The organism is Rhodoferax sp. GW822-FHT02D07, assembly GCF_058802405.1.
Genome location: NZ_JBXAOD010000005.1, coordinates 1 through 25,528 on the forward strand (window position 1 = coordinate 1; position 25,528 = coordinate 25,528).

Sequence of the window (25,528 nt, forward strand, 5' to 3'; positions counted from 1 at the left end):
GTTTTGCCGTGGTCCACGTGGCCAATGGTGCCCACGTTGACGTGCGGCTTGGTACGTGTGAATTTTTCTTTTGCCATTTTTCAATCCTTAAAGAGCAATATCCCGTGTAGTGGTTTTACGTCTGCACGGTGTTGCTGAATCGCCCCGCACGGGAACAGGGCGGCACACCGTCGCAGACAACAAAAAATTACTTCGCGCGCGCAGCCATGATGGCTTCGGACACGTTGCGGGGGGCTTCAGCGTAGTGCTTGAATTCCATCGTGTACGTGGCACGACCTTGCGACATCGAGCGCAGCGTGGTGGAATAGCCAAACATTTCGGACAGGGGCACTTCTGCCTTGATGGCCTTGCCGCCACCGACCATGTCGTCCATGCCTTGCACCATACCGCGGCGGGAGGACAAGTCGCCCATCACGTTACCGGCGTAGTCTTCAGGCGTTTCCACTTCCACGGCCATCATGGGCTCCAGAATCACGGGGTTGGCCTTGCGGCAACCTTCCTTGAAACCGAAGATGGCGGCCATCTTGAACGCGTTTTCGTTCGAATCCACATCGTGATAAGAACCGAATGTCAGCGTGACCTTCACGTCCACCACGGGGTAGCCAGCCAGCACGCCCTGGTTCAGGGCTTCGATCACACCCTTTTCCACTGCAGGGATGTATTCGCGAGGCACCACGCCGCCCTTGATGGCGTCGACGAACTCAAAGCCCTTGCCGGCTTCGTTGGGCTCCACGGTCAGCACGACGTGGCCGTACTGGCCCTTACCACCAGACTGGCGCACGAACTTGCCTTCCACATCGGACACGCTCTTGCGGATGGTTTCGCGGTAGGCCACCTGGGGCTTGCCCACGTTGGCTTCCACACCGAATTCGCGCTTCATGCGGTCCACAATGATTTCCAGGTGCAGCTCGCCCTGGCCACCAATGATGGTCTGGCCGGATTCCTCGTCGGTCTGCACGCGGAAGGAAGGATCTTCTGCAGCCAAACGGCTCAGAGCGATACCCATCTTTTCCTGATCGGCCTTGGACTTGGGTTCCACGGCCTGACGGATCACGGAGTCAGGGAAGACCATGCGCTCCAGTGTGATCACGGCATTGGGATCGCACAGGGTTTCGCCGGTGGTCACGTCCTTCAAGCCCACGCAAGCAGCGATGTCACCGGCGCGGATTTCTTCCACTTCTTCGCGGTTGTTGGCGTGCATCTGCACGATACGGCCAATACGTTCCTTCTTGCCACGCACCGCGTTGTACACGGTGTCACCCTTCTTGAGCACGCCGGAATAGACGCGCACGAAGGTCAACTGGCCCACGAAGGGGTCGGTCATCAGCTTGAATGCCAGGGCAGCAAACTTTTCGTTGTCATCCGCCTTGCGGGTGATTTCCTTTTCGTCTTCGTCAAAGCCCTTGATGGCCTTCACGTCCAGAGGAGAAGGCATGAGTTCAATCACGGCGTCCAGCATGCGCTGCACACCCTTGTTCTTGAACGCGGTGCCACACAGCATGGGCTGGATTTCGCCAGCGATGGTGCGTGCGCGCAGGCCGGCGGTGATTTCCTCTTCGCTCAGCTCACCCTCTTCCAGGTACTTGTTCATCAGGTCTTCGGACGCTTCAGCAGCGGCTTCGACCATCTTTTCGCGCCATTCCTTGGCAGTTTCCACCAGGTCAGCGGGGATGTCTTCGAAGGTGAACTTCATGCCCTGGGACGCTTCGTCCCAGATGATGGCCTTCATCTTGCGCAAATCAACCACGCCAGTGAAGTTTTCTTCGGCGCCAATTGGGATCACGATGGGCACAGGGCTGGCCTTAAGGCGCAGCTTCATTTGGTCCACAACCTTGAAGAAGTTGGCACCGGTGCGGTCCATCTTGTTCACGAAAGCCAGACGGGGGACCTTGTACTTGTTTGCCTGACGCCACACGGTTTCAGACTGGGGCTGCACGCCGCCCACAGCGCAGTACACCATGCAAGCGCCGTCGAGCACGCGCATGGAACGCTCCACTTCAATCGTGAAGTCCACGTGTCCGGGGGTGTCGATAATGTTGATGCGGTGCTCGGGGAAGGAAGAATCCATGCCCTTCCAGAAGCAGGTAGTCGCAGCAGAGGTGATCGTGATACCGCGCTCTTGCTCTTGCTCCATCCAGTCCATAGTAGCCGCACCATCGTGCACTTCACCAATCTTGTGGTTCACGCCGGTGTAGAAAAGAATACGCTCGGTGGTAGTGGTTTTGCCGGCGTCAATGTGCGCAGAGATACCGATATTGCGGTAGCGCTCAATGGGAGTAGTGCGTGCCATGATGGATCCTTGGTTGATCAGATTCTGTTGACCGCCCGCTGCACAACGCAGCGGCGGCAGGCGGCTTCCAAAGTGTGAGTCATCCGGATGACGGCGCGATGGCACCGCAGGAATGACCCCACTGCTTGAAAGCCGCGGGGTCCGTTTTTAGAAACGGAAGTGAGAGAAGGCCTTGTTGGCTTCTGCCATGCGGTGCACTTCGTCACGCTTCTTCATGGCGCCGCCACGGCCTTCGGTGGCTTCCAGCATTTCGTTGGCCAGACGTTGGGCCATGGACTTTTCGCCACGCTTGCGGGCGGCTTCCTTGATCCAGCGCATGGACAGTGCCAGACGACGGACGGGACGCACTTCCACGGGCACCTGGTAGTTGGCACCACCGACGCGGCGGGACTTCACTTCCACCATGGGCTTGACGTTGTTGATGGCAACGGTAAAGGCTTCCAGGGGATCCTTGTCAGGATGCTTCTTCTGGATCAGGTCCAGGGCGCCGTAAATGATGCGCTCTGCAACCGCTTTTTTGCCGCCTTCCATGATCACGTTCATGAATTTGGACAGCTCGATATTGCCGAACTTGGGATCCGGCAGGATTTCACGTTTAGGGACTTCGCGACGACGTGGCATATTTCACCTCATTTGCTTCAGTTGGCACCTTGCGGGGCCGCGAGAGTTAATCAATAAGACTCTCACTTACTCGACCCGGACATCGGGTCACTTCGCCATTTGCCTGCGCCACGCAGGAAACAGCACCGAATTAGCTTGAAAGCGACAGGGCTTATTTGGCCTTGGGCTTCTTGGCACCGTACTTGGAACGGGCTTGCTTGCGGTCTTTCACGCCTTGCAAGTCCAGCGAACCGCGGACGATGTGGTAACGCACACCGGGCAAGTCCTTGACACGACCGCCGCGAACCAGCACCACGCTGTGTTCCTGCAGGTTGTGGCCTTCACCGCCGATGTAGGAGATCACCTCAAAACCGTTGGTCAGGCGCACCTTGGCGACCTTACGCAGAGCGGAGTTAGGCTTCTTGGGAGTCGTGGTGTACACACGGGTGCACACACCGCGACGCTGCGGAGAGTTCTGCATCGCAGGACTCTTCGACTTGATGGTCTCGACCTCACGGCCTTGACGCACGAGTTGGTTAATGGTTGGCATTGAAAAACGTCCCTAAACGTTTGAAATTACGAAAACGTGAATCCCTTCGGAAATTCCGAAAAGCCTTCTAATGTATCAGATCAAGGGTTTACACGCAAGGCGTAGCTGCCTAGCGAATCCAGAGGCGCAAACCATCCCAGGCGCGACCCAGGATTCCGGCCTGCTCGACCCGGTCAAGGGCCACCAGCGGCACTTCGGCAACAAGCTGATCAGCAGCAAGAACCCGCAGGGTGGCCAGTTGCTGGCCCGCCGCCACAGGGGCGACCACCGGTTCGTTGCGCACCAGCTCGGTCTTGAGGCGGCTGGCCGTACCGGCCGGTACCGCGACGATCAGGGGGCGGTTTTGGCCGACCTTGACCTCGGAGCTGCTGCCCTTCCAGACCTTGGGGGTCACCACGGCCTGCTTGGCATCGAAGAGCTTGACCGCTTCATAGGCGGTATAGCCCCAGTTCAAGAGCTTCTGCGACTCGTTGGCGCGAGCGTTCTCGCTGTCGGCACCGAGCACGATGGACAGCAGGCGGCGGCTGCCCGCCGCAGCGGCCGAACCGGCGGGGGCGCCAGCAGAGGCCAGATGCGGGAAGTCGCGCTTGGCAGTCGCCACCAAGCAGTAGCCAGCCGCATCGGTATGGCCGGTTTTCAGGCCGTCGACTGTCGGATCGCGGAACAGCAGCAAGTTGCGGTTGCTGTCATTGGCTGCGGGTGTACCGGGGTACCGGTATTTTTTGATGGCATAAAAATGCACGTACTCGGGAAAATCGGACATCAGCCGCGTCGCCAGAATGCTCAGGTCGCGCGCCGTGGTGATGTGGCCGGGTTCGGTCAGGCCTTCGGGGTTTTTGTACCCCGTGCTCTTCATGCCCAGCACCTTGGCCTGGTCGTTCATCATTTGGACAAAGCGCTCCACCGTGCCGCCCACGCCTTCAGCCAGGGCCATGGTGGCGTCGTTGCCGCTTTGCACGATCATGCCCTTGACCAGGTCTTCCACCGGCACCTGCATCTTGGGGTCGATGAACATGCGCGAGCCGGGCATCTTCCAAGCGCGTTCGCTGACCGGTAGGGTCTGCTTGAAGTCGATCTTCTTGCTGCGCAAGGCGTCAAACACCAGGTAGGCCGTCATCAGCTTGGTCAGGGACGCGGGCTCCACCGCCATGTCGGGGTCTTTGGCCGCCAGCACCTGATTGGCAGTCACATCCACCAGCAGGTAGGCGCGGGCGGCAATTTCCGGGGGTTGGGGGGCCTGGGCGGCAACGGCCAAGCTCAGAGAGGCCAGCAAGGCCGCAATAAAGGATTTCATGGGAGGGATAGAGAGAAGAAAAAGCTCACACGGTGCGCAGATGGCGCGCCACCAGACTGCGCAGAAGCGGCAATTGTCCATGAAAGAAATGTCCCCCTCCGGGCACTACGGTCACCGGCAGGGTCTGGGGCCGGGCCCAGGCCATCACATCGGCCAGGGGCACGGTGTCGTCGGCCTCGCCATGCAGCACCAGGGTGCGCTCGTGCAACTCGAGCGCCACGGGGGCGACCGTGAAGCGGCTGGCAGCCGTTCCCACCAGCACCACGGCCTGCGGATCGCGCGCCGCCAGCGCGGCGACGGCGTGGCTGGTCACAAAGGCCCCAAAGGAGAAGCCGGCCAGTGCCAAGGGACCTTCAGCAGCGCTGTGCGCCACCACGGCCAGCAAGTCCTGCAGCTCGCCGCGGCCTTCGTCATAGACGCCGGCGCTGGCGCCCACGCCACGGAAATTGAAGCGCACCGCGCGCCAGCCGGACAGCACAAAGGCCCGCGCCAGGGTCTGCACCACCTTGTTGTCCATGGTGCCGCCAAACAGGGGGTGGGGATGGGCGATCACGGCGGTGCCGCGCACGACCACGCCTTCCGCCGGCAGGTCCAGCAAGCCCTCGATGGCGCCGGCGGGACCATTCAGGGTGAATTTTTCGGTCGAAGCGTTCATGGATTCACTATCAATACGATAGCTGCTTGCGCACTATCTACGGGGGCTAGAAACACATTTTGTGCTTAACGACCCAGATGAGCTGGCGTCAGCAGGCGCTCCACCACCTTGCCGTTCTTGAGGTGGGATTCAACGATCTCGTCGATGTCCTGCTTGTCCACAAAGCTGTACCAAACCGCTTCGGGGTAGACCACCGCCACCGGGCCGGCGGCGCAACGGTCCAGACAACCGGCCTTGTTGACGCGCACCTTGCCCGGACCCGACAGGCCGGCCGCTTTGACCTGCTGCTTGCAGTGGTCGAAGGCTTCCTGTGCCTGGTACTGGGCGCAGCAGTCTTCACCGTTGGCGCGCTGATTGAGGCAGAAAAAGATGTGCCGCTCGTAATAAGAGCTTTGGGGGGCGGTGGCGTCGGTCATCCTGGGATTTTAGTTTTCCTCGCCGCGCCGCCCCAGTTGTGCGAGCAAATACACGAGCGCGCCGTACGGCCAGAGCCAGCCCAGCCACTGCGCCAGGCCGTGGAAGCGAATGAAGCGGCCCTGCTCCCATTCCTGCAGGGTCTGGGCGAAATAGGGGCTCTCGGGCGCCTGGTTGAGCAGGCTGATGTACAGCCCCAGCGCCACCAGCGCCAGCGCCCCCCCACCGCGCCAGGGCACAAAGGCCAGCCCCAGCGCCAACACAGTGCCCAGGAGCAAGCCGGTCCGCGCAGGCAGGTCCAGCCAGGCCCAGGCATGGCCCGGCCCCCAGCTCAGCGCGGCGGACAGCGCGGTCACCGCCACCGCCAGCAGGGCCACCACCACCACCAAGGCCAGACGCCGCAGCCAGGGCCGCACGATGCAAAAACCCAGCAAGCAGGGAATCAGCAGACCCAGCGCGACACACAGCATTTCGGTCCCCGGCGCCAGCGGGGTGAGCGCATTGACGTGGGTGGGCAACCAGTGCAGATACGGCGTGTCTTCCAGCCACTCGGCCAGGGCCAGCTCCACGCGTTCCATCACCTGCCCCAGGCCCAGCGGCACCGGCGCAGGAAACAGCAAGGCTGCCGGCCACAGGGCCAGCAGCACCAGCCCACCACGCGAATGCGGCACAAACCAGCGCGCGCGCACCCGGCTCCAGCGGTCTATGGCCCCCAACCGCTCCAGCAGCAGGGCTGCACTGGCGCCCAGAGCCGCGCCCAGCGCGTTGAGGGCAAAGTCCTCGCGGGAAGGCACGCGCGCAGGCAGGTAACTCTGCAGGGTTTCCATCGCCAGGGACAGCAAGGTGCCAAACAGCACGGCCCACAGCACCGGGTGGCGGCTGCGCCGGTTGCGCAGGGCGCCCAAGGTGAGCAAGGCGCCCAGCGGGATGTAGCCCACCACGTTGATGCCGACGTCAAACCCCGTCCAGTAGCGCGGCATGGGCGCAAACAGGAACTCCCAGGGCGCAATGCCCTGGTCACGCCAGTCCAAAAAGGGATAGCAGCTGGCATAGAACACCAAACCTGCGTAGAGCCAGGCCAGCGGCCATGCAGCAGATTTGTGCATGTCGGACGTCAGAAGGGCTTGACCACCACCAGCACAACGATGGCGGTCAACATTAGCACCGGAATTTCATTGAACCAGCGAAACCAGACATGGCTGCGTTGCAGCGTGCCGGCTTCGAGCTTGCGCAGCAGTACGCCGCAGCCGTGGTGGTAGCCCGCCACCAATAACACCATGAAGAGCTTGGCATGCATCCAGCCATTCCCCGGGCCGCGCCCGATGCCGTAGCCCAGCCAGAGCCAGGCGCCCAGGGCGACGGCGGGTACGGCCAGCAGAGTGGTGAATCGGAACAGTTTGCGCGCCATGAGCAGCAAGCGTGTGCGCTCTGCCTCGGAGCCTGGGGGTACCAAGGCGAGGTTCACAAAGATGCGGGGAAGATAGAACAGACCGGCAAACCAGCTGGCCACGAAGACGATGTGAAAGGCTTTGACCCAGAGCATGAGCAAGTGTAGCCCCCACGCTCCACCGCTGTGCGGGTCGCCGCCCCCCAAAGGGGGGCTAATTTGCCTTGGGGCGGCCCGGCGGCAAATTGTGCAGTCGCTGGTACTGGCGCGCGCAACACCTCCGGTGCGGGATGGGCGGACGTTTTGCGCAGGTAAAGGAGGAGGCCGCAGGCCGGGGGACACGGAGCAAAACGTCCGCCCATCCCGCACCAGCGAAAGAGGAGAAGCAAAAAGTACAGGCAAAAAAAACCCCAGCACACGGCTGGGGTGGTAAGCCTATTTGCTGTCACACATCAAGGCCCCGCTCAGGGAGGAAAAGCGGGGGGTAGCAAGCTACCCGGAACGAAATTTAACAATGTTGCGGCGGCGTGACAAGCTATTTTTTGTAAAGTCCCCGTTAATTACTGCGGCATTGTGTACAAGACTGACTCCATGGTCAGGAGTCGGCTGGGGCACCGGAATCAGGCACAATTTTCCCCATGACCCGCTCCACCCCTTACGCCCCCTTCCCCGCCGGCCGGCCCCGCCGCCTGCGCCGTGACAGCTTCACCCGCAATCTGGTGCGCGAAAACGCCCTCACTGCCCACGACCTGATTTACCCCGTGTTCGTGGTGGACGGGCATAAGCAGCGCGTGCCGATTGCGTCCATGCCCGGCGTGGAACGCCTGAGCCTGGATCTGCTGCTGCCCGTGGCCGAAGAATGCGTGAAGCTGGGGATTCCGGTGATGGCGCTGTTTCCGGTGGTGGACCAGTCGCTCAAGACCTATGACGGCGCCGAGGCGCTGAACCCGGATGGCCTGGTGCCGCGCGTGGTGCGGGCGCTCAAGAAGGAATTTCCCGATCTGGGCGTGATGACCGATGTGGCGCTGGACCCCTTCACCACCCACGGCCAGGACGGCCTGCCCGACACCCGGCCCGAGGAGAACGGCTACATCCTGAACGAGGAGACCGTGGCCCAGCTGGTGCAGCAGGCGCTGACGCAAGCCCGTGCCGGCGTGGACATCGTGGCGCCCAGCGACATGATGGACGGGCGCATTGGCGCCATCCGCGCGGCGCTGGAGGCCGAAAACCTGGTGCACACGCGCATCATGGCCTACAGCGCCAAGTACGCCAGCGCCTTCTACGGCCCCTTCCGTGACGCCGTGGGCTCCGCCGGCAACTTGGGCAAGGGCAACAAGAAGGTTTACCAGATGGACCCCGGCAACAGCGACGAGGCCCTGCGCGAAGTGGCCATGGACATTGCCGAGGGCGCGGACATGGTGATGGTCAAGCCCGGCATGCCCTACCTGGACGTAGTGCGCCGCGTGAAGGACGAGTTCAAGGTGCCCACCTTTGCCTACCAAGTGAGCGGCGAGTACGCCATGCTCAAGGCCGCCGCACAAAACGGCTGGCTGGACCACGACGCCGTGATGCTGGAGAGCCTGCTGGCCTTCAAACGCGCCGGAGCGGACGGCGTGCTGACCTACTTTGCGATCGACGCGGCCAAGGCGCTGCGCAGCTGACACTATCAAAACAGGAGCTGCTCGCGCACATTCCACGCGGGCTGGAGTCACCTTTTACTTAGAAACTGGACGGCCATGCGCATCTTCCACATCCAGCCCCACAGCGTGAGCGAAGGCCAGACCCTGGCCGAACTGCAGGCGCAGGGCATGCCGGCGCAAGGCTATGTGTGGGTGGCGTGTGCGCGGCGCGAGTTCGAGGTGGCGCAGGCCGAGGTGCAGGCGACGCTGCAGGCCCTGTGCGGCACGCAGCTGGTGGACCTGCATGTGTCGGACCTGATCAACAACCAGCTGCCCTCGCACTACGACTACACCTCGCAGTACGACGTGCTGGTGTTTCGCCGCCTGGCCGCCGGCAGCCGGCCCACTGACATGGAGCACCCGGGCCAGCCACTCAACACCGAGCCCCGGCGCGGCGGCCCGCCCATCCTGCGACGCATCGACACCAGCCCCGTGGGCTTTGCGGTGTTTGACCGCGTGCTGCTCACTGTGCACCCCACCGACTGCGCGGTGCGCGACGCCTACGCCGCCAAGCTGCTGCAAAGTGCCAGCCAGGAGGCACGCGCCGCTGGCGCCCGCGTGGCCACCAGCCCGGCCGACCTGATGCTGCGCATCGTCAACCACATGGTGGACGGCTACCTGGCGCTGCGCAAGGAACTGACCCAGCAACTGGACCACTGGCAGACCGAGCTGCTGAGCCCGCGCACACGCTTCAGCAACTGGAGCTCGCTGCTGGACGCGCGCATGGCGCTGCACCAGCTCGACGACATCTGCGAGGAACAGCGCTCCAGCGTGCAGGACTGGATCGAAGCCGTGAAGACCTGGCCCGAGCCGACCAACCCGGCCGATGCGCGCGAGCGCGAGCTGCTGCAAGTGCGCAGCCGCGACGTGCTGGAGCACATCGAACGCGTGGTGCACCACGTGCGCCGGCTGGAGCAGAACGTGGAAACGGCGGTGCAGATGCACTTCAGCGTGCAGGGCAGCCGCACGAACGACATCATGCGCACGCTGACGGTGCTGACCGCCATCTTCCTGCCGCTGAATTTGATTGCCGGCATCTTTGGCATGAACTTCGAGTTCATCCCCTTCATCCATGGCCAGAACGGCTTCTGGTGGGCCCTGGGCGCCATGGTGATCACGGCCATTGCGCTGGCCATGTTCTTCTGGCGCAAGCGCTACCTCGCACGCTCGGAGCGCTGACCCGGCCGGGCCAGCGCCCTGCCCTTACCCCAGCTGCTGCGCTAGAAAGGCCAGCGTGCGCTCGCGCGCCAGTTTCGCCGCATCGGCGTTGTAGGCGCCTCGGTGGTCGCAGTTGAAGCCGTGTTGGGCGGCGTAGATTTCCACCCGCACATCCGGATGCGCCTGCACAAAGGCGTGCACGCCTTCAATCGGAATCGCGTGGTCCTGCTCGCCAAAGTGGGCCAGCACCGGGCACTGCGGCTGGCGCGCGGCCTCGGCGGGCGTGGTCATGCCGCCGCCGTAGTAGGGCACGGCCGCTGCCACACCGCGCAACAGGCAGGCGGCACGCCAGGTCAGCAAGCCGCCCCAGCAATAGCCCATGACCGCCACCTTGCCCGCCTGGGCCACCCAGTCCACGGCGGCCTGCACGTCCTGCAGCGCGCCGGGTGCAGGCAGGGCCTCCACCGCGGCCTTGAGGGCAGCGCCAGCCTTCACGTCGTCCGGCGTGTAGCCCAGCTCCACATCCGCCTGCACACGGTGGAAGGTGGCAGGCGCCACCACCAGATAGCCCTCGTCGGCATAGCCCTGCACCACGGCGCAGATGTGGGCGTTGAGGCCAAAGATTTCCTGCAGCAACACGATGCCGCCACGCGGCGTGCCCTGCGGGCGCGCCACGAAAGCGGGAATGCTCTGGCCATCGGCCGCCGTCAGGGTGATGAACTCGGAGCTCATTGCGCGACGAACCCGCTGTCCTTGATGAGCTTGGCCCAGACCTTGGTGTAGGCCTGTTCACGCTTGCCCAGCGCGGCTGCATCCATGAAGCCCACCGTCAGGCCCATGGCGGTGAGACGCTCCTTCACATCAGGCTGGGCCAGCACCTTGGCCAGGGCATCGGAGAACTTGTCGATGGCCGCCTTGGGCGTGCCCGCGGGCGCAAAGATGCCGTAGTAGGGCAGGTCTTCAAAGCCGTGCAGACCCAGTTCGGCAAAGGTGGGGACGTCAGGCAGGATGGCCTGGCGCTGCGCGCCCAGTACGGCCACCACGCGGATCTTGCCGGCCTTGTGGTTCTCGATGAAATCGGGCACCGAGCCGGTGCCGGCGGCGATCTGATTGCCCAGCATGTCGGCCATCATGGGGGCGCTGCCACGGTAGGGTGCCGCCACCAGGTCCAGGCCGTACTTCTTGCCGATCACGCCCACCAGGAATTCGGGCGTGGAGGCCGGCGCGGGCACGCCCACGGTGCCCTTGCCTGCGCCCTGCGCCTTGACCCAGGCCACATATTCGTTGACCGAGCGGGCCGGCGTGCCGCCCGAGACGGCCAGCGCGTTCACAAAGGTGGCAAAGCCGGCCACGGGCACAAAGTCCTTGGCGCTGTCATAGCCGGGGTTCTTCACCACCTGGGGCAGGATGGAGATGGTGTGGTCGTGCGTGAGGAACAGCGTGAGGCCATCGGGCGCGGCGACCTTGAGTGCCTGCGCGGCGAGCTGGCCGCCGGCACCGGCCTTGTTGTCCACCACCACGGGCATGCCCAGCTGGTCCTTGAGCTTGTCGGCCAGCGTGCGCGCAATCGCGTCGGTACCGCCACCGGGCGGAAAGCCCACCAACAGGCGCACCGGGCCGCTCTGGGCCTGCGCCCAGCCGCAGGCCAGCAGCGCCGCTATCACACCCGCACGGCGCAGCGAACGCGCCCATCCTTGCATCGACATACCCATAGGAACTCCTGAAAGAAAGGAAAGAAAAATCAGTTGCGTGCGTACGCCACGTGGAAGCGCTGCACACCGGGGAACAGGCCCATCTCGGAGGCCAAGTCGGAGATCGGGGCCATTTTCTTGCGGCTGCGTGCCACGGCCACAAAGCTCCAGGTGACCGCACCACCCTCCATGGAGATGACGATGGAACCGCCTGCAATGTCGTAGCCACGCTCATGCGCCATGGACTGCAGCGCGGCCTCCACCGGCCGGTAGCCCGGGTCAAAGGTGAGGCGTATGGCCACGGCCTGGCGCGAGGGCAGCCAGCTCTCCAGCCGGGACACCCAGACCATGCAAAAGGCGCTGAGCATGGCCAGCGCGATGGCCGCCACATACAGGCCCACGCCCACCAGGATGCCGATGACCGAAGACGCCCACAGCGAAGCCGCCGTGGTCAGTCCGCTGATGTTGAAACCCTCTTTCATGATGACGCCGGCGCAGAGAAAGCCGATGCCCGTCAGGATGCCCTGCATCACGCGCGAGAGGTCGCCATTGCTGAACAGCGTAGTACTCATGCCGCCGTACCAGAAGTGCGAGTAGCCGCCCATGACGGCCAGCGCTGCCGACGCCATGCAGACCAGGCCGTAGGTGCGCATGCCCGCCGCGCGCCCGTGGTACGAGCGCTCGTAGCCCACCATCAAGCCCAGCGCCAGTGCGCCCAGCAGATGCAGGAACACAAAAATGTTGGCATCCACCACCGGACCGGACCAGTAGGCGGCAAAGGTTTCGGTATTGAGCATGGGCGCAAACATACCCCAAAACGCAGCGCGCTACCATGGCGCCATGCAGCCCATCGCACTCATCACCGGCGCCTCCCGCGGCATTGGCGCCGCCACTGCCCTCTCCCTCGCCCAGGCCGGCTACGCCGTGGCCGTGAACTACCGCGACAACTCGCTGGCTGCCGACGAGGTGGTGCGCAGCATCCGCGCCGGCGGCGGCACCGCCATCAGCGTGCAGGCCGATGTGGCCGACGAAGCCCAGGTGCTGGCCATGTTTGCCAAGGTGGACGCCAAGCTGGGCCGCATCCAGGCGCTGGTGAACAATGCCGGCGTGGTCGATGTGGCCTGCCGCGTGGAGGCCATGTCCACCGCGCGGCTGCAGCGCATGCTGATGACCAATGTGCTGGGCAGCATGGTCTGCGCGCGCGAGGCGGTGCGCCGCATGAGCACGCGCCATGGCGGTGAGGGTGGCGCCATCGTCAACCTCTCCAGCGTGGCGGCCACGCTGGGCTCACCCGGCCAGTATGTGGACTACGCGGCCAGCAAGGGCGCCATCGACAGCTTCACCGTGGGTCTGGCGCGCGAGGTGGCAGACGAGGGCATCCGCGTGAATGCGGTGCGCCCCGGCGTCATTGACACCGACATTCACGCCAGCGGCGGCCAGCCCGACCGCGCGCAGCGTCTGGCCTCGCAGATTCCCATGCAGCGCCCCGGCACCGCGCAGGAGATTGCCAACGCCATCGTCTGGCTGCTGAGCGACGCAGCTGGCTACACCACGGGCGCGATTCTGGACGTGGCTGGCGGGCGTTAGGCCACGGCACCCTCAGGGGGCGAGCGGCAAGCCGAAGAGGCGCGCCCCGTTCTCCCAGGCCACCTGCCGCGCCACGGCGGGCGGCAGATCACCCAGCCAGCGGCGGTACTCCTGCATCTGCGCGTCGTAGTACTGCCAGCGCGGGTTGATCCAGGTGTCCGAGCCCAGCAGGAATCGGTCCGGGTAGTCCAGCAGCAGTGCGCGCCACTCGGGGCACAGTACCGTGCCGCCCTGCGGGGTCTCGCAGGTCAGGCCGGGGCGGTAGGACAGCTCGCCCATGAGTGCCGGGTAGCGCGCCAGCAGTTCGCGCACGCGGGCCACCGGCGGGCCGCCAATGCCGGTGTGCGCCCAGATCAGGCGCGTACGCTGGCCGGCCGAGGGGGTGGCCGCCATGAGCAGATCCACGGCCGCATCGTCCACATGGGCCAGCACCACCAGGCCACGCTGGTCGGCCAGGGCCATGAGCTTTTGTGCCACCGGGCCGCGTGCGTTGGCGCTGTCGTAGAGGTGGAACTCGCCAATGCCGCGGTAGGGGCCCGCCGCCGTACCACGGGCCAGTTCGGCCTGCACCATGTCAAAGATCGTCGGGTCCTGAAACCAGCTGCTGTAATCGTCCCGGTTGCGGTAGAGGCGCACCAGTGGCACCACGGTGACGCCGGCCGCCCGGGTCAGATCCTGCGCTTCGGTCAGCGCGCGCGTACCGTCGTTGGGCCGCGAGTTGGCCACGATGACACGCACGCCATTGCGCTCCATGCGCGCCAGCACATCGGGAATGGGGTGGGGCTGCTGTGCCTCCACGTTGTAGTGCAGGTGGGCGTCGAACAGGGGGCCGACATAGTCAACCGCACGGCTGCCGCTTGCCCCCAGAGCAGCAAACACCAGAACCAGCAGACGCAGGGGATGGACCGGACGCATAAAACCTCCCGGGAAGTGGCAGGAAATGTTGAACAAGGGCTTTGTAGCCTGTTTTGGAAAACCCACACCGCGGCGTGGCTGCATTACCATGCGACCACCCCATCCCCCGGACACCAGGACACGCCCATGGACCTCAAACCGCTGATCACCCTGCTGGCCATCGTGAACCCGCTGGCCATCGTGCCCTTCTTCATCCACTACACCCAGGGCTTCACGCAGGAGCAGCGCGTGCACACGGTCTGGGTTTCGGCCTTCAGCGCCTTTGTGGTGATTGCCATCAGCGCGCTGTTGGGCCTGCAGATCCTGGCGTTCTTCAGCATCTCGCTGGCGAGCTTCCAGGTGGGCGGCGGCATGTTGCTGCTGACCAGTGCGCTCAACATGCTCAACGCCCAGCCGGCCGAGGCCAAGACCAACACCCACGAGATGCAGGACGGCGCCGAGAAGGCCGCCATGGGCGCCAGCATTGCCGTGGTGCCGCTGACGATTCCGCTGCTGACCGGCCCGGCCACCATGTCCACCGTGGTGATTTATGCGGACAAGGCCAAGACCGTGTTGCAGACCACAGCGCTGGTGGGCTACGGCGTGGTGGTGGCACTGGCCACGGCCATCTGCTTCTCGCTGGCCGAGCCGATTGCCCGCTTTCTGGGCAAGACCGGGATCAATGTGATGACCCGGCTCATGGGTCTGATCCTGGCGGCGCTGGCGGTGGAGGTGATGACCGACGGGCTAACCAAGCTGTTCCCGGTGCTGGCCGGCTGAGGCCGGCTCAGACCTGGATGCCGGAGCGGCTCAGGAAGTCGCCCACCAGCTCCAGCCGCAGCAGCGGGTTGTCCAGCTGCATCAGGCTTTGCTTGAGCTCGGCCGGCAGCTGCAGCAGCTCACACCAGCGGTTGGCCACCCAGCCGCAGTCCTCAAACTGGTGGGGCGGCATCAAAGGCACCGGCAGCTCGCTGCCACGCGCGCGCAGTTGCGCAATCACGTTCTGCAGCGCCTGGGACACCAGTTGCAGGTCTGGAGGAATGGCCGTGGACACATCCGGCGGCAGGGTCTGTACGTCAGCCACCCAGAGCCCATGTTTCATGCGGCTGCGCCGCGTGATGCGGAAACGCTCGCCCGCCGTACAGCGCAGCAGCATGAGCCCGGCCTGGGGCGAGGAGAACTCGGTGATGGTGGCCAGCGTGCCGATGTCGACAAAGCTCTCCTGCGCAAAGCCGTCGCCGCTGGGCGAACCAGGGTCGGCGCGGCGCACCTCGCTGCCCTGGGTCAGCGCCACCACACCAAAGGGCGCACCGGTCTTGTGGCACTTGCCCATGAGGTCGAGGTAACGCACCTCGAAGATCTGCAGCTGCAGGCTGCCCCCGGGGTAGAGCACCGTATTGAGTGGAAACAGCGGCAGCTGCGTGAGTTCGAGCAGATCGGGCACAGGGCCTCAGCGCTGGGGTGGCGAAGGGGGAGGCGGCAGGCTGGCCTGGACCTGCTGCAACCACTGGTCGAGCTGCTGCACCGCGCTGTCCACCGCAGCGGTCAGGGCGCGCACACCGCCTGCGGCATCCGCGCTGGCCGCCGACTCGCGCAACACAAAGCTGCGCTGGGCCAACAGGGCGTCCGTGCCATGCTGGGGATGCGTCAGGGTGGCGCGCAGGCGCAGCACGCCGGCACTGCTGCCCGGTGCATCAAAGATCTGGCTGAACTCTTCGAGCTCCAAGCGCAGGGTCAGCGTGTCGCGCGGCAGCAGCAGGCCATCGGCCGGGTTGAGCACCGCGCGGCGCTGGCCCAGGGTCTCGCGCACGCGCTGGCGCAGCAACTGGGCCGGGGGCATGCTCCAGCGCGCATGGGCGTAGGGGCGCAGCTGCTGGCTGTCGCTGTAGCCCAGGCGGTAGACCACGGGCAGCGTGTCCAGCGCGCTGGGCGCCAGCACATCGCTCAGGGCCAGCGCCGGCAGGGGCGCCATGCGGTTGCTGGGCTGCTCCTGCACCTGCCCCGGCCCCAGGTCGTACACCGCCACGGCCATGGGTGCGGGCGCACTGGGCAGGCTGCCGCAGGCGCCCAGGCTCAGCGCGGTCAATATGCCAATCAGGGTTCTAGCCCCCGTCGATTCTGCGCAAGCAGCTAGTATTTTCATAGCAACAGAAGATCCGTCAAAACATCAGGGCGCAGCCGCGGTGGCAGCGGGCGCCACAAAACCGCGCTCGCCGGGGCCGGGGGCGGCCTGCCCCTTGCCCCAGATCAGGGACTGCGGGTTGTCGCCCACTGTATCGGCCGCGCGGCCCACCTGGCGCAAGGTGCGGGCGGTGTCGTCGGTGGCACGGCTCAGGCGGGGCAGTAGCTGGGCGTTGACCTGGCGGCTGGTATGGGCCAGCGCCTCGGTACTCTGGGCCACCTTGTCCAGCGTACCGCCGGGCTCGTTCATGCGGCGCGACATGCGCTGGAATTCGGCCGCCGAGGTGCGCACCGAATCCGCGCTGGCGCCCAGACGCTCGGAGGTGGCCTGCATGCTCTTGAGCGTGGCCTCGCCCTGCACGCCCAACACCTTGTCCGCCCGCTGCGCGAGCAGGCTGACATTGGTGGCGGCCTGGCCCATCTGCTGGATGGCATTCATCAGGGCCTTCTGGTTCTGGGCGTCGAGCAGGGTGTTCACCCGCGTGCTGGCCTGTTCCATCTGGGTCAGCAGGTTGCCGCCCTGCTCGGTAAAGCGCGAGATCATGCTGACGCGCATGGGGATGCGGGCCGGGCTGTCGCCCGTGGCCACCAGGGGCTCGGGCTTCTCGCCCTTGTCGTCGAGCTGCACAAAGGCCAGGCCGGTCACGCCCTGAAAACCCAGCACGGCAAAGGTGGACTGGGTGATGGGTGCCTGCTCGTTGACCGCAATGCGCAGCAGCACGTTGCCGCGGGTCACGCTGTCCAACGCAATGTCCGTCACGCGGCCCACCAGCACGCCCTTGTAGCGCACGGCCGCCTGGGGCTGCAGACCAGTCACACCTTCTGGGCTGGAGATCTCAAAAATGCGTTGCTCGGTGGTATCACGCGTCAGCCACACCGCGAGCGCCGCGAGCAACGCAGCCACCACCAGCACGAAGACGCCGGCGGCCAGGGCATGCGATTTGTTTTCCATAAGTCTGTCTTTCTACACGCCATCCGGGGGCGGGTGCAACAGGGCCTGCGCCCGGTGGCCGCGTCCGCCGCGGAAAAAATCGTTCACAAAGGGGTGCTCAAAGCCCACCACCACACGCGGCGGCGCGTTGACCACCACGTGCTTGTCCGCCACCACGGCCACCCGCGTGCTGAGCTCGAAAATCGTGTCTAGGTCGTGCGTGACCATCACCACCGTAAGGCCCAGCTCGCGGTGCAGGCTTTGCAGCAGCGCGCAGAAGCCATCGGCACTGTCCGGGTCCAGGCCAGCGGTGGGCTCGTCCAGCAACAGCAACTGCGGGTCCATCACCAGCGCGCGCGCCAGCGCCACGCGCTTGACCATGCCACCCGACAGGTCGGCCGGCATCTTGTGGGCGTGGCGGGCATCCAGGCCCACCATCTGCAGCTTAACCATGGCTACCTCGCGCACCAGCTCGGCCGGCAGAGTCCCCAGCTCGCGCAGCGGGAAAGCAATGTTCTCCAGCACCGTGAAAGCCGAGAACAAGGCGCCGTGCTGGAACAGCATGCCCACACGGCTGGCCGCCCCGGCACGGCCCAGCTCGGAGGCCGGGTGGCCCAGCACGGTCACGCTGCCGCGTGCCGGCGTTTCCAGCCCCAGCATCTGGCGCAACAACACGGTCTTGCCACTGCCAGAACCGCCCACGATGGACAGCAGCTCGCCACGCGCGATCTGCAGATCCAGGTCCTGGTGGATGACGGCAGGCACGCCTTGTGTGCGGAATACCGACCACAGCTTGTCGATCTGCACCACCGGGGCGGCAACGCTCATATGCCCACCCCCTTGAACAGCACGGCGAAGAGCGCATCCACCAGGATCACCACGGTGATGGAGGTGACCACCGAGGCGGTGGTGCCTTCGCCCAAACTCTGGGTATCGGGCTTGATGCGCAGGCCGTAGTGGCAGGCGATGAGCGCGATCATCACGCCAAACACCATGCTCTTGGCAAGGGCCAGCCAGAGGTTGACAATCTGCACCGTTTTGGGCAGCGCCGTGATGAAATAGGCCGGCGTCAGGCCCATGGCCAAGTCCGCTGCCAGCATGCCGCCCAGCAAGGCGGCCAACGTGGTCCAGACCGAGAGCAGGGGCATGGCCAGCGCCATGGCCAGGGTGCGCGGCATGACCAGGCGAAAGCCCTTGGCAATGCCCAGCACGCGCATGGCGTCCAGCTCCTCGGTCACGCGCATCACGCCGATCTGCGCGGTGATGGTGGAGCCTGAGCGCCCCGCAATGAGGATGGCCGCCAGCACCGGCCCCAGCTCGCGGATCAGCGAGAGGCCCAGGATGTTGACGATGAAGGCATCGGCCCCAAACTGCCGCAACTGCTGCGACATCAGGTAGGCCAGCACCACACCAATCAGGAAGCCCACCAGCGCCGTGATGGGCATGGCGGTGGCGCCAATGCGGTAGAGGTGGCTGGACACATCGCGCCAGGGGCCATGCAGCGGATGGCGCACCAGGCGCAGCAAGTCCAGCACTAGCTGGCCCAGCAGGCGCACCGCACCGGCCAGGTGCTGCTCCACCGACATGATCTGGCGGCCCAGCGCAAGAAACAGTGTCCACCAGGAGCTGGGTTCGGGCGCCGGCGTGGTGGTGGTGAATCGGGCCACACGTTCCAGCATGGCGCGCTGCTGCGGAAGCAATTGCACCTGCGCGGGCCATTGGCGGCCCCAGGCATTCCAGAGTACCTGTGCGCCGGTGTGGTCCAGACGCTGCAGCGTGCTCACATCCCAGTGCAGTTCTGCATCCTTGCGGGCCTGCTGCAGGCGCGCGGGCAGTCCCTGCCAGACTGCCGGCACCGCCAACTGGTCCGCCGTCCAGCGGCCAAGCAGGCGCAACACCGGGGCCGGTGCATCGGTGCGCAGTTCGAGGCGGGGGGTGCTGTCCTCCACGGGGGAATTCGGAGAGTGGTTAAGGTCCGCATCGTACCCGCAAGGAATTGCAAGCAAAATAGCCCACCCGGAGACCCCTCTGCCATCGCCCCGCGCCCGTCGCACCCACGCAGCACACCACCACGCCGGACGGTCCGGCCCCACACGATGAACACTTCCCTGCTCCACAGCGACCCCATGCACCAGATCGCCGCCGTGCTCTTCGGCCTGGCCTTGCTGCACACCTTTGGCGCCAAGTTCTTTGAGCGGCTGGCGCACCGGCATCCGCGCCACGCGGGCCTGTTCCACCTGCTGGGCGAGGTGGAGGTGGTGTTTGGCTTCTGGGCCTTTGTGTTGATTGCCTGCATGGCGCTGCTGGCGGGCAGCGGCCCGGCCATTGCCTATGCCGAGTCGCGCCAGTTCACGGAACCACTGTTTGTCTGCGTGGTGATGGTGGTGGCAGCGTCGCGCCCGGTGCTGGAGGTGGTGAACCGCAGCATGCGCGGGCTGGCCCGCCTGCTACCCCTGCCCCTGCCGCTGGCGCTGGCCTGGTTGGGCCTGGCGGTGGTGCCACTGCTGGGCTCGCTGGTGACCGAACCCGCCGCCATGACCCTGGCCGCGCTGCTGCTCGCCCCCCTGCTCTTCACCCCCGCCATGCCCGAGCGCCTGAAGTACGCGGCGCTGGGCGTGCTCTTCGTCAACATCTCCATCGGCGGCACGCTCACCGCCTACGCGGCGCCCCCCGTGCTCATGGTGGCCAGCACCTGGCAATGGGACACGGCCTTTATGGCCAGCCACCTGGGCTGGAAGGCGGCGCTGGCCGTGTTGGTCAACGCGACCGGCGTGGTGGCCCTGCTGCGCAAGCCGCTGCGCGCCCTGCCCTCGCCCGCGCAAACAGGCCATGAGGCACATGTACCCTGGGTGGTGAGCGCGGTGCATCTGGCCTTTCTGGTGGGCGTGGTGGTGCTGGCGCACCACCCGGTGCTGTTCCTCGGCCTGTTCCTGTTCTTTCTGGGCTACACCCAGGCCTATGCGCGCTTCCAGAGCCCGCTGATCCTGAAGGAAGGGCTGCTGGTGGGCTTCTTCCTGGCCGGCCTGGTGGTGCTGGGCGGCATGCAGCAGTGGTGGTTGCAGCCGATTGTGGAGAGCCTGGCGCCCACGGCCCTGTTCTTTGGTGCGCTGGGCCTCACGGCGGTGACGGACAACGCCGCGCTGACCTATCTGGGTTCGCTCATCGTCGGCATCTCCGACCAGGCTAAATACATGCTGGTGGCCGGTGCCGTGGCCGGAGGCGGCCTCACGGTGATTGCCAACGCGCCCAACCCGGCCGGTGCAGCGCTGCTGCGCAACGGCTTTGAAGGCCAGTCGATTGGCGCTGGCGGCCTGCTGCTGGGAGCGCTACCGCCCACGGTGGTGGCCTGCCTGTGTTTCCTACTGCTGTAAACGCCGCCCAACACAGGGAAACCCCGTCAGCTTGCGGCTAGCTTCCCCCTTTACCATGGGGCATGAGCGAGACCACGTTTGACTACATCATCATCGGCGCCGGCACTGCGGGCTGCCTGCTGGCCAATCGCCTGAGCGCCAACGCCTCCAAGCGCGTGCTGCTGATCGAGGCCGGCCGCAAGGACGATTACCACTGGATCCACATCCCGGTGGGCTACCTCTACTGCATCGGCAATCCGCGCACCGACTGGCTGTTCCACACCGAGCCCGAAGCCGGCCTCAACGGCCGCAGCCTGCGCTACCCGCGCGGCAAGACGCTGGGCGGTTGCAGCAGCATCAACGGCATGATCTACATGCGGGGCCAGGCGCGCGACTATGACCAGTGGGCCCAGCTCACCGGCGACGCCAGCTGGACCTGGGAGAATAGCCTGCCCTACTTCATGCTGCACGAAGACCATCACAAGGGCGCCAGCGCCCTGCACGGCGCAAAGGGAACGCCCTCGCCCCTGTTGCACGACAGCGGCACCGCCTACCGCAAGGTGCTGCGCTACCACCAGGCCGGCGGCGAATGGCGGGTGGAGAAACAGCGGCTGCGCTGGGATGTGCTGGACGCCTTTGCCCAGGCCGCTACCCAGGCCGGCATTCCTGCCACCGACGATTTCAACCGCGGCCACAACGAAGGCGTGGGCTACTTCGAAGTGAACCAGAAAGCCGGCTGGCGCTGGAACACAGCCAAGGCCTTTTTGCGCCCCATGTGTTACGCCCGGCCCAACTTTGAACTCTGGAACAGCGCCCAGGTGGCCAAGCTGGTGCTGGAGCCCCAGAGCGAAGGTTCAGCCGGCCTGCGCTGCACCGGCGTGCAGGTCTGGACCGGGCAGGAGATGGTGACGGTTACTGCGCGCGCCGAGGTGCTGCTGTGTGCGGGCGCCGTGGGCAGCCCGCAGATCTTGCAGCTCTCGGGCCTGGGCCCGGCCGCGCTGCTGCAGGCGCGTGGCGTGCCGGTGCTGCAAGACACCCCAGGCGTGGGCACCAACCTGCAGGACCATCTACAGATCCGCGCGGTATTCAAGGTGAAGAACACGCCCACGCTCAACACCCAGGCGCACAGCCTGTGGGGCAAGGCCAAGATCGGGCTGGAGTACGCGCTCAAGCGCAGCGGCCCCATGAGCATGGCGCCCAGCCAGTTGGGCGCCTTCACGCGCAGCGACCCGGCCCAGCCGCATCCCAACCTGCAGTACCACGTGCAGCCCCTGAGCTTGGATGCCTTTGGCCAGCCCCTGCACACCTTCAACGCGTTCACGGCCAGCGTCTGCAACCTCAACCCCAGCAGCCGTGGCACGGTGCAGATCAAGACGGCAGACTTCAAGGACGCGCCCGCGATTGCGCCTAACTACCTGAGCACCGAGGCAGATCGCAAGATCGCCGCCGACTCGCTGCGTGTGACGCGCAACATCGTGGCCCAGCCTGCGCTGCAGAAATACCAGCCCGAGGAGTACAAGCCCGGCACCCAGTTCCAGAGCGATGCCGAACTGGCGCAACTGGCCGGCGACATTGCCACCACCATCTTCCACCCCGTGGGCACAACCAGGATGGGACGCGAGGATGATCCCCTGGCCGTGGTGAATAGCCGGCTGCAGGTGCGTGGCGTGGCCGGACTGCGCGTGGTGGACGCAGGTGTGATGCCGCTAATCACCAGTGGCAACACCAACTCGCCCACGCTGATGATTGCCGAGAAGGCCGCGCAGTGGATTGCCGAAGACGCGGCGGACTGACACGTTAGAGGGTTTGTCCTGATGCCGACGGCCAGCGAGGGCGGCTACATTGCATGTCAACGCAGACCTGACAGCAACTGCGAGGTCTGCAAGACCAAGCTTGAAACGACGCCGAGGAGACGGCTAAGAACGAACTACAAACCCTGCACACCACGATGCAGATTGCAAAAGCACCGGAAACCCCGGTGCTTTTTTTATGCCGTTTTGGCTCCTAGCCCCCGTTGAATGTACGCAAACAGCTCCTGATTTCATAGCAAACCCGGAATGCGACAATCTCCCCCATGGAAATGCTGATCGTCACACTGGCCTCGCTGCTGGCCGGTTTCATTGATTCAATCGTAGGCGGCGGCGGCCTGGTACTAGTGCCCGCGCTGTTTGCCGTCTTCCCGCAAACCCACCCCGCCACGCTGTTTGGCACCAACAAGGGCGCGTCCGTGTGGGGCACGGCCATGGCCACGCTGCAATACAGCCGCAAAGTGCAGTTGCGCTGGCAGACCCTGGGCCCCGCGGCAGTCGTGTGCTTCGCCGCCGCCCTGGGCGGTGCCTGGCTGGTGACCGTGGTGTCGCCCGAATACCTGCGCAAGGCACTGCCGTTGGTGCTTGTGCTGGTGTTGGGCTACACGCTGGCCAAGAAAGACCTGGGTCGCCACCATGCCCCGCGCTTTGCCGGCCACCGCGAAACCCTGGCCACCTGCGGTGTGGCCTTGACCATCGGCTTCTACGACGGCTTCTTCGGCCCCGGCACCGGCAGCTTCTTTGTCTTCCTGCTGGTGCGCCTGCTGGGCTACGACTTCCTCAACGCATCAGCCAGCGCCAAGCTACTCAATACCGCCTCCAACCTCGCAGCCCTGCTGCTGTTCACGCTCAAGGGCCATGTGTGGTGGCACTTTGTCGTGGTCATGGCAGTAGCCAATGTGGTGGGCAGCGTCGCTGGCACGCATCTGGCGCTCAAGCACGGCACGGGCTTTGTGCGGGGGGTCTTTATCCTCGTGGTCACGGCCCTGATTCTCAAGACCAGCTACGACGCCTTCTTGCGCGTCTGACGGAAGCGCCGGCGCCTCAGCGCGTGGGCGTGGCCGGTGGCCAGGGGATGTCTTCGGCGCGGCGTGGCTTGCCGATGGGCGCCGTGGCTTGGCCCTTGCTCACGGCGGCCAGATCTTCCTCGCTGGGGTATTGACCCAACAACCAGTAGTCAAAGGCGCGCCGCGCGATGGGCGCGGCCGAGGCGGCACCAAAACCCGCGTTCTCCACAATCACTGCCAGCGCAATCTTGGGGTCGTCGGCGGGCGCAAAGGCGATATAGAGCGAGTGGTCGCGCTGGTGCTCTTCCATGGCGGAGGCGTTGTACTTCTGGTTCTTGCCCAGGCTCACGGCCTGCGCCGTACCCGTCTTGCCGCCCGACAGATAGCCTGCGCCCGCAAACACACGCGTGCCGGTACCACCCTGCGTCACGCCGACCATGGCGTTGCGGATCACGGCAATGTTCTCGGGCTTGTAGCCCAGGTCCACCGGCGGCTCGGGCGGCACCGGGGTGCGCACGCGCGTAGTCGCGTCCTGGGTGGCGATCACCAGTTGCGGCTTGTGCTTCACCCCGTTGTTGGCCAGCGTAGACACGGCCTGCGCAATCTGCAGCATGGTGAAGCTGTTGTAGCCCTGGCCAATGCCCAGCGAGATGGTTTCACCCGCGTACCACTTCTGCTGCTCGGGGCGCTTGTAGTACTTGCGCTTCCACTCCTGGCTGGGCAGCACGCCGCGCACCTCGCCATTGATGTCGATGCCGGTCAACTGGCCAAAGCCCAGCGGCTTCATGAAGTCGTGCATGGTGTCCACGCCGAGTTCGTTGGCCAGGGAGTAGAAGTAGACGTTGCTGGACTCCACGATGGCGCGGCGCATGTCCATGATGCCGCCACGCTCGTTCTCGGGGCTGCCGAAGCGGTTGCCGCCGAACATGTAGAAGCCGGGGTCGTTGATCAGGGTCTGCGGCGTGCGCGTGCCGGTTTCCAGCGCCGCCAGTGCCATGAAGGGCTTGTAGGTGGAGCCCGGCGGGTAGGTGCCACGCAGCGCGCGGTTGAGCAGGGGCTTGTCGATGGATTCGTTGAGCATCTGCCAGTTTTCCTGGTCAATGCCTTCGACAAACAGGTTGGAGTCAAACGTGGGCTTGCTCACAAAGGCCAGTACCTGGCCGGTCTTGGGGTCCATGGCCACGAGGGCGCCACGGCGGCTGCCGTACATGTCCTCGATGAGCTTCTGCAGCTTGATGTCGATGGACAGCATCACACCATTCCCGGGTGTGGACGGATTGCTGGCGAGCTTGCGCACGGCACGGCCACCTGCTGACGTTTCGATGCGCTCCACACCCGTCACGCCGTGCAGGGTCTGCTCAAAACTCTGCTCCACGCCCAGCTTGCCGATGTACTCGGTACCGCGGTAGTTGGCTTGATCCTCGCTGTCCTCGATCTTTTCCTTCTCCGCCTGGTTGATGCGACCGATATAGCCGATCACATGGCTGGCGAGCTCGCCATAGGGATAGTTGCGGAACAGCCGGGCCTTGATCTCCACCCCCGGGAAGCGGAAGCGCTGCGCCGCAAAGCGGGCCACCTCGGCGTCGGTCAGGCGGGTGCGGATGGGCAGGGATTCGAAGTTCTTGGATTCCTCCATGAGCTTCTTGAAACGGCGCCGGTCGCGCGGCGTGATGTCGATCACATTGGCGAGCTCGTCAATCGTCCTCTCCACACCGCCATCGGTTTTGGAGGGCGTCACTTCCAGCGTATAGGCAGAATAGTTGGTGGCCAGGACCACGCCATTGCGGTCTTCAATCAGGCCCCGGTTGGGCACGATGGGGACGATGGAGGTGCGGTTACTCTCGGCCTGGGCGCGCAGGTCTTCATGGCGCACCACCTGCAGATAGACCAGGCGTGCGGCCAGCAGCAAAAAGCAGCACACCACCACCACGCTGACCACGAACACACGGGTGCGGAAACGGGCCAGATCGGCCTGGACATTGCGCAGTTCGGTCATGCGCGCAAGCGCGCCGCCGGGCCGCCCCAAGGCGCGCGCCCCCCCTTGGGGGGCAG

The 25,528-nt window shown here is 65.1% G+C and carries 25 protein-coding genes; 7 read left to right on the top strand and 18 right to left on the bottom strand.

Annotated features, from left to right (window positions below):
* Positions 1–187: 187 nt before the first annotated feature.
* The 8 genes from fusA to AC1RNN_RS12620 all read right to left on the bottom strand — a co-directional run bounded on the left by fusA (position 188) and on the right by AC1RNN_RS12620 (position 7,346).
* On the bottom strand, positions 188–2,290 hold the full coding sequence (fusA, locus tag AC1RNN_RS12585; RefSeq protein ID WP_493089773.1) for an elongation factor G: 2,103 nt from the start codon (positions 2,288–2,290) through the stop codon (positions 188–190).
* 147 nt (positions 2,291–2,437) lie between these two features.
* Positions 2,438–2,911 (bottom strand): 30S ribosomal protein S7, encoded by a 474-nt coding sequence (rpsG, locus tag AC1RNN_RS12590; RefSeq protein ID WP_493089772.1) that lies wholly within the window; start codon positions 2,909–2,911, stop codon positions 2,438–2,440.
* A gap of 151 nt (positions 2,912–3,062) precedes the next feature.
* Positions 3,063–3,440, bottom strand: a complete 378-nt coding sequence (rpsL, locus tag AC1RNN_RS12595) for a 30S ribosomal protein S12 (RefSeq protein ID WP_076196147.1) — start codon at positions 3,438–3,440, stop codon at positions 3,063–3,065.
* A gap of 109 nt (positions 3,441–3,549) precedes the next feature.
* On the bottom strand, positions 3,550–4,734 hold the full coding sequence (locus AC1RNN_RS12600) for a D-alanyl-D-alanine carboxypeptidase family protein (RefSeq protein WP_493089771.1): 1,185 nt from the start codon (positions 4,732–4,734) through the stop codon (positions 3,550–3,552).
* A 25-nt stretch (positions 4,735–4,759) separates the two neighbouring features.
* The gene (locus tag AC1RNN_RS12605; RefSeq protein WP_493089770.1) at positions 4,760–5,389 is read right to left on the bottom strand and encodes an alpha/beta hydrolase; all 630 of its coding nucleotides are present in this window, start codon (positions 5,387–5,389) and stop codon (positions 4,760–4,762) included.
* A gap of 65 nt (positions 5,390–5,454) precedes the next feature.
* Positions 5,455–5,805, bottom strand: a complete 351-nt coding sequence (locus AC1RNN_RS12610) for a (2Fe-2S) ferredoxin domain-containing protein (protein WP_493089769.1) — start codon at positions 5,803–5,805, stop codon at positions 5,455–5,457.
* A 9-nt stretch (positions 5,806–5,814) separates the two neighbouring features.
* Positions 5,815–6,909 (bottom strand): VanZ family protein, encoded by a 1,095-nt coding sequence (locus AC1RNN_RS12615; RefSeq protein ID WP_493089768.1) that lies wholly within the window; start codon positions 6,907–6,909, stop codon positions 5,815–5,817.
* A gap of 8 nt (positions 6,910–6,917) precedes the next feature.
* The gene (locus AC1RNN_RS12620; RefSeq protein WP_493089767.1) at positions 6,918–7,346 is read right to left on the bottom strand and encodes a CopD family protein; all 429 of its coding nucleotides are present in this window, start codon (positions 7,344–7,346) and stop codon (positions 6,918–6,920) included.
* Between the two features lie 482 nt (positions 7,347–7,828).
* On the opposite strand from AC1RNN_RS12620, the gene hemB reads away from it, so the two are divergent.
* A complete protein-coding gene (gene hemB, locus AC1RNN_RS12625; RefSeq protein ID WP_493089766.1) occupies positions 7,829–8,851 on the top strand; it encodes a porphobilinogen synthase in 1,023 nt (340 codons plus the stop codon).
* Positions 8,852–8,926: 75 nt separating this feature from the next.
* Positions 8,927–10,048, top strand: a complete 1,122-nt coding sequence (locus tag AC1RNN_RS12630; RefSeq protein ID WP_493089765.1) for a magnesium transporter CorA family protein — start codon at positions 8,927–8,929, stop codon at positions 10,046–10,048.
* A 24-nt stretch (positions 10,049–10,072) separates the two neighbouring features.
* On the opposite strand, the gene AC1RNN_RS12635 is transcribed toward AC1RNN_RS12630, so the two are convergent.
* From AC1RNN_RS12635 to AC1RNN_RS12645, 3 genes are read right to left on the bottom strand one after another with little or no spacing between them, the layout of a single operon-like run.
* Positions 10,073–10,759, bottom strand: a complete 687-nt coding sequence (locus AC1RNN_RS12635; protein WP_493089764.1) for a dienelactone hydrolase family protein — start codon at positions 10,757–10,759, stop codon at positions 10,073–10,075.
* Positions 10,756–11,733 (bottom strand): Bug family tripartite tricarboxylate transporter substrate binding protein, encoded by a 978-nt coding sequence (locus AC1RNN_RS12640; RefSeq protein ID WP_493089763.1) that lies wholly within the window; start codon positions 11,731–11,733, stop codon positions 10,756–10,758. Before AC1RNN_RS12640 ends, AC1RNN_RS12635 begins: the two co-directional genes overlap by 4 nt.
* A 35-nt stretch (positions 11,734–11,768) precedes the next feature.
* On the bottom strand, positions 11,769–12,515 hold the full coding sequence (locus AC1RNN_RS12645; protein WP_493089762.1) for an MgtC/SapB family protein: 747 nt from the start codon (positions 12,513–12,515) through the stop codon (positions 11,769–11,771).
* Positions 12,516–12,558: 43 nt separating this feature from the next.
* On the opposite strand from AC1RNN_RS12645, the gene AC1RNN_RS12650 reads away from it, so the two are divergent.
* On the top strand, positions 12,559–13,305 hold the full coding sequence (locus AC1RNN_RS12650) for an SDR family oxidoreductase (protein WP_493089761.1): 747 nt from the start codon (positions 12,559–12,561) through the stop codon (positions 13,303–13,305).
* 12 nt (positions 13,306–13,317) lie between these two features.
* Here the strand turns inward: AC1RNN_RS12650 and AC1RNN_RS12655 are convergent, their stop codons facing one another.
* The gene (locus AC1RNN_RS12655; RefSeq protein WP_493089760.1) at positions 13,318–14,220 is read right to left on the bottom strand and encodes an amidohydrolase family protein; all 903 of its coding nucleotides are present in this window, start codon (positions 14,218–14,220) and stop codon (positions 13,318–13,320) included.
* Positions 14,221–14,346: 126 nt separating this feature from the next.
* On the opposite strand from AC1RNN_RS12655, the gene AC1RNN_RS12660 reads away from it, so the two are divergent.
* Positions 14,347–14,979, top strand: coding sequence for a MarC family protein (locus tag AC1RNN_RS12660; protein WP_294772015.1), 633 nt, complete (start codon positions 14,347–14,349; stop codon positions 14,977–14,979).
* 7 nt (positions 14,980–14,986) lie between these two features.
* Here the strand turns inward: AC1RNN_RS12660 and AC1RNN_RS12665 are convergent, their stop codons facing one another.
* From AC1RNN_RS12665 to AC1RNN_RS12685, 5 genes are read right to left on the bottom strand one after another with little or no spacing between them, the layout of a single operon-like run.
* Complete coding sequence (locus AC1RNN_RS12665; protein WP_493089759.1) at positions 14,987–15,643, bottom strand: LON peptidase substrate-binding domain-containing protein; 657 nt, start codon at positions 15,641–15,643, stop codon at positions 14,987–14,989.
* Positions 15,644–15,649: 6 nt separating this feature from the next.
* On the bottom strand, positions 15,650–16,342 hold the full coding sequence (locus AC1RNN_RS12670) for an ABC-type transport auxiliary lipoprotein family protein (protein WP_493089758.1): 693 nt from the start codon (positions 16,340–16,342) through the stop codon (positions 15,650–15,652).
* A gap of 24 nt (positions 16,343–16,366) precedes the next feature.
* Complete coding sequence (locus tag AC1RNN_RS12675; RefSeq protein ID WP_493089757.1) at positions 16,367–17,332, bottom strand: MlaD family protein; 966 nt, start codon at positions 17,330–17,332, stop codon at positions 16,367–16,369.
* A 12-nt stretch (positions 17,333–17,344) separates the two neighbouring features.
* Positions 17,345–18,139 (bottom strand): ABC transporter ATP-binding protein, encoded by a 795-nt coding sequence (locus AC1RNN_RS12680; RefSeq protein WP_493089756.1) that lies wholly within the window; start codon positions 18,137–18,139, stop codon positions 17,345–17,347.
* Positions 18,136–19,260, bottom strand: a complete 1,125-nt coding sequence (locus AC1RNN_RS12685; RefSeq protein WP_493089755.1) for an MlaE family ABC transporter permease — start codon at positions 19,258–19,260, stop codon at positions 18,136–18,138. Before AC1RNN_RS12685 ends, AC1RNN_RS12680 begins: the two co-directional genes overlap by 4 nt.
* Before the next feature lie 147 nt (positions 19,261–19,407).
* On the opposite strand from AC1RNN_RS12685, the gene AC1RNN_RS12690 reads away from it, so the two are divergent.
* The 3 genes from AC1RNN_RS12690 to AC1RNN_RS12700 all read left to right on the top strand — a co-directional run bounded on the left by AC1RNN_RS12690 (position 19,408) and on the right by AC1RNN_RS12700 (position 23,497).
* Positions 19,408–20,682 carry a putative Na+/H+ antiporter gene (locus AC1RNN_RS12690; RefSeq protein WP_493089754.1) on the top strand — a complete coding sequence of 425 codons (1,275 nt, stop codon included), beginning with the start codon at positions 19,408–19,410 and terminating at the stop codon, positions 20,680–20,682.
* A gap of 62 nt (positions 20,683–20,744) precedes the next feature.
* Complete coding sequence (locus AC1RNN_RS12695) at positions 20,745–22,454, top strand: GMC family oxidoreductase (protein WP_493089753.1); 1,710 nt, start codon at positions 20,745–20,747, stop codon at positions 22,452–22,454.
* A gap of 281 nt (positions 22,455–22,735) precedes the next feature.
* Positions 22,736–23,497: a sulfite exporter TauE/SafE family protein gene (locus AC1RNN_RS12700; RefSeq protein WP_493089752.1), complete on the top strand. Its 762-nt coding sequence runs from the start codon at positions 22,736–22,738 to the stop codon at positions 23,495–23,497.
* Between the two features lie 16 nt (positions 23,498–23,513).
* On the opposite strand, the gene mrdA is transcribed toward AC1RNN_RS12700, so the two are convergent.
* Positions 23,514–25,472, bottom strand: a complete 1,959-nt coding sequence (mrdA, locus tag AC1RNN_RS12705; RefSeq protein WP_493089751.1) for a penicillin-binding protein 2 — start codon at positions 25,470–25,472, stop codon at positions 23,514–23,516.
* Positions 25,473–25,528: the final 56 nt, after the last annotated feature.

Coding starts and splice junctions, on each gene's coding strand:
- fusA (WP_493089773.1), bottom strand. CDS start 2,290: ATGGCACGCACTACTCCCATTGAGCGCTACCGCAATATCGGTATCTCT.
- rpsG (WP_493089772.1), bottom strand. CDS start 2,911: ATGCCACGTCGTCGCGAAGTCCCTAAACGTGAAATCCTGCCGGATCCC.
- rpsL (WP_076196147.1), bottom strand. CDS start 3,440: ATGCCAACCATTAACCAACTCGTGCGTCAAGGCCGTGAGGTCGAGACC.
- AC1RNN_RS12600 (WP_493089771.1), bottom strand. CDS start 4,734: ATGAAATCCTTTATTGCGGCCTTGCTGGCCTCTCTGAGCTTGGCCGTT.
- AC1RNN_RS12605 (WP_493089770.1), bottom strand. CDS start 5,389: ATGAACGCTTCGACCGAAAAATTCACCCTGAATGGTCCCGCCGGCGCC.
- AC1RNN_RS12610 (WP_493089769.1), bottom strand. CDS start 5,805: ATGACCGACGCCACCGCCCCCCAAAGCTCTTATTACGAGCGGCACATC.
- AC1RNN_RS12615 (WP_493089768.1), bottom strand. CDS start 6,909: ATGCACAAATCTGCTGCATGGCCGCTGGCCTGGCTCTACGCAGGTTTG.
- AC1RNN_RS12620 (WP_493089767.1), bottom strand. CDS start 7,346: ATGCTCTGGGTCAAAGCCTTTCACATCGTCTTCGTGGCCAGCTGGTTT.
- hemB (WP_493089766.1), top strand. CDS start 7,829: ATGACCCGCTCCACCCCTTACGCCCCCTTCCCCGCCGGCCGGCCCCGC.
- AC1RNN_RS12630 (WP_493089765.1), top strand. CDS start 8,927: ATGCGCATCTTCCACATCCAGCCCCACAGCGTGAGCGAAGGCCAGACC.
- AC1RNN_RS12635 (WP_493089764.1), bottom strand. CDS start 10,759: ATGAGCTCCGAGTTCATCACCCTGACGGCGGCCGATGGCCAGAGCATT.
- AC1RNN_RS12640 (WP_493089763.1), bottom strand. CDS start 11,733: ATGTCGATGCAAGGATGGGCGCGTTCGCTGCGCCGTGCGGGTGTGATA.
- AC1RNN_RS12645 (WP_493089762.1), bottom strand. CDS start 12,515: ATGCTCAATACCGAAACCTTTGCCGCCTACTGGTCCGGTCCGGTGGTG.
- AC1RNN_RS12650 (WP_493089761.1), top strand. CDS start 12,559: ATGCAGCCCATCGCACTCATCACCGGCGCCTCCCGCGGCATTGGCGCC.
- AC1RNN_RS12655 (WP_493089760.1), bottom strand. CDS start 14,220: ATGCGTCCGGTCCATCCCCTGCGTCTGCTGGTTCTGGTGTTTGCTGCT.
- AC1RNN_RS12660 (WP_294772015.1), top strand. CDS start 14,347: ATGGACCTCAAACCGCTGATCACCCTGCTGGCCATCGTGAACCCGCTG.
- AC1RNN_RS12670 (WP_493089758.1), bottom strand. CDS start 16,342: ATGAAAATACTAGCTGCTTGCGCAGAATCGACGGGGGCTAGAACCCTG.
- AC1RNN_RS12675 (WP_493089757.1), bottom strand. CDS start 17,332: ATGGAAAACAAATCGCATGCCCTGGCCGCCGGCGTCTTCGTGCTGGTG.
- AC1RNN_RS12680 (WP_493089756.1), bottom strand. CDS start 18,139: ATGAGCGTTGCCGCCCCGGTGGTGCAGATCGACAAGCTGTGGTCGGTA.
- AC1RNN_RS12690 (WP_493089754.1), top strand. CDS start 19,408: ATGAACACTTCCCTGCTCCACAGCGACCCCATGCACCAGATCGCCGCC.
- AC1RNN_RS12695 (WP_493089753.1), top strand. CDS start 20,745: ATGAGCGAGACCACGTTTGACTACATCATCATCGGCGCCGGCACTGCG.
- AC1RNN_RS12700 (WP_493089752.1), top strand. CDS start 22,736: ATGGAAATGCTGATCGTCACACTGGCCTCGCTGCTGGCCGGTTTCATT.
- mrdA (WP_493089751.1), bottom strand. CDS start 25,472: ATGACCGAACTGCGCAATGTCCAGGCCGATCTGGCCCGTTTCCGCACC.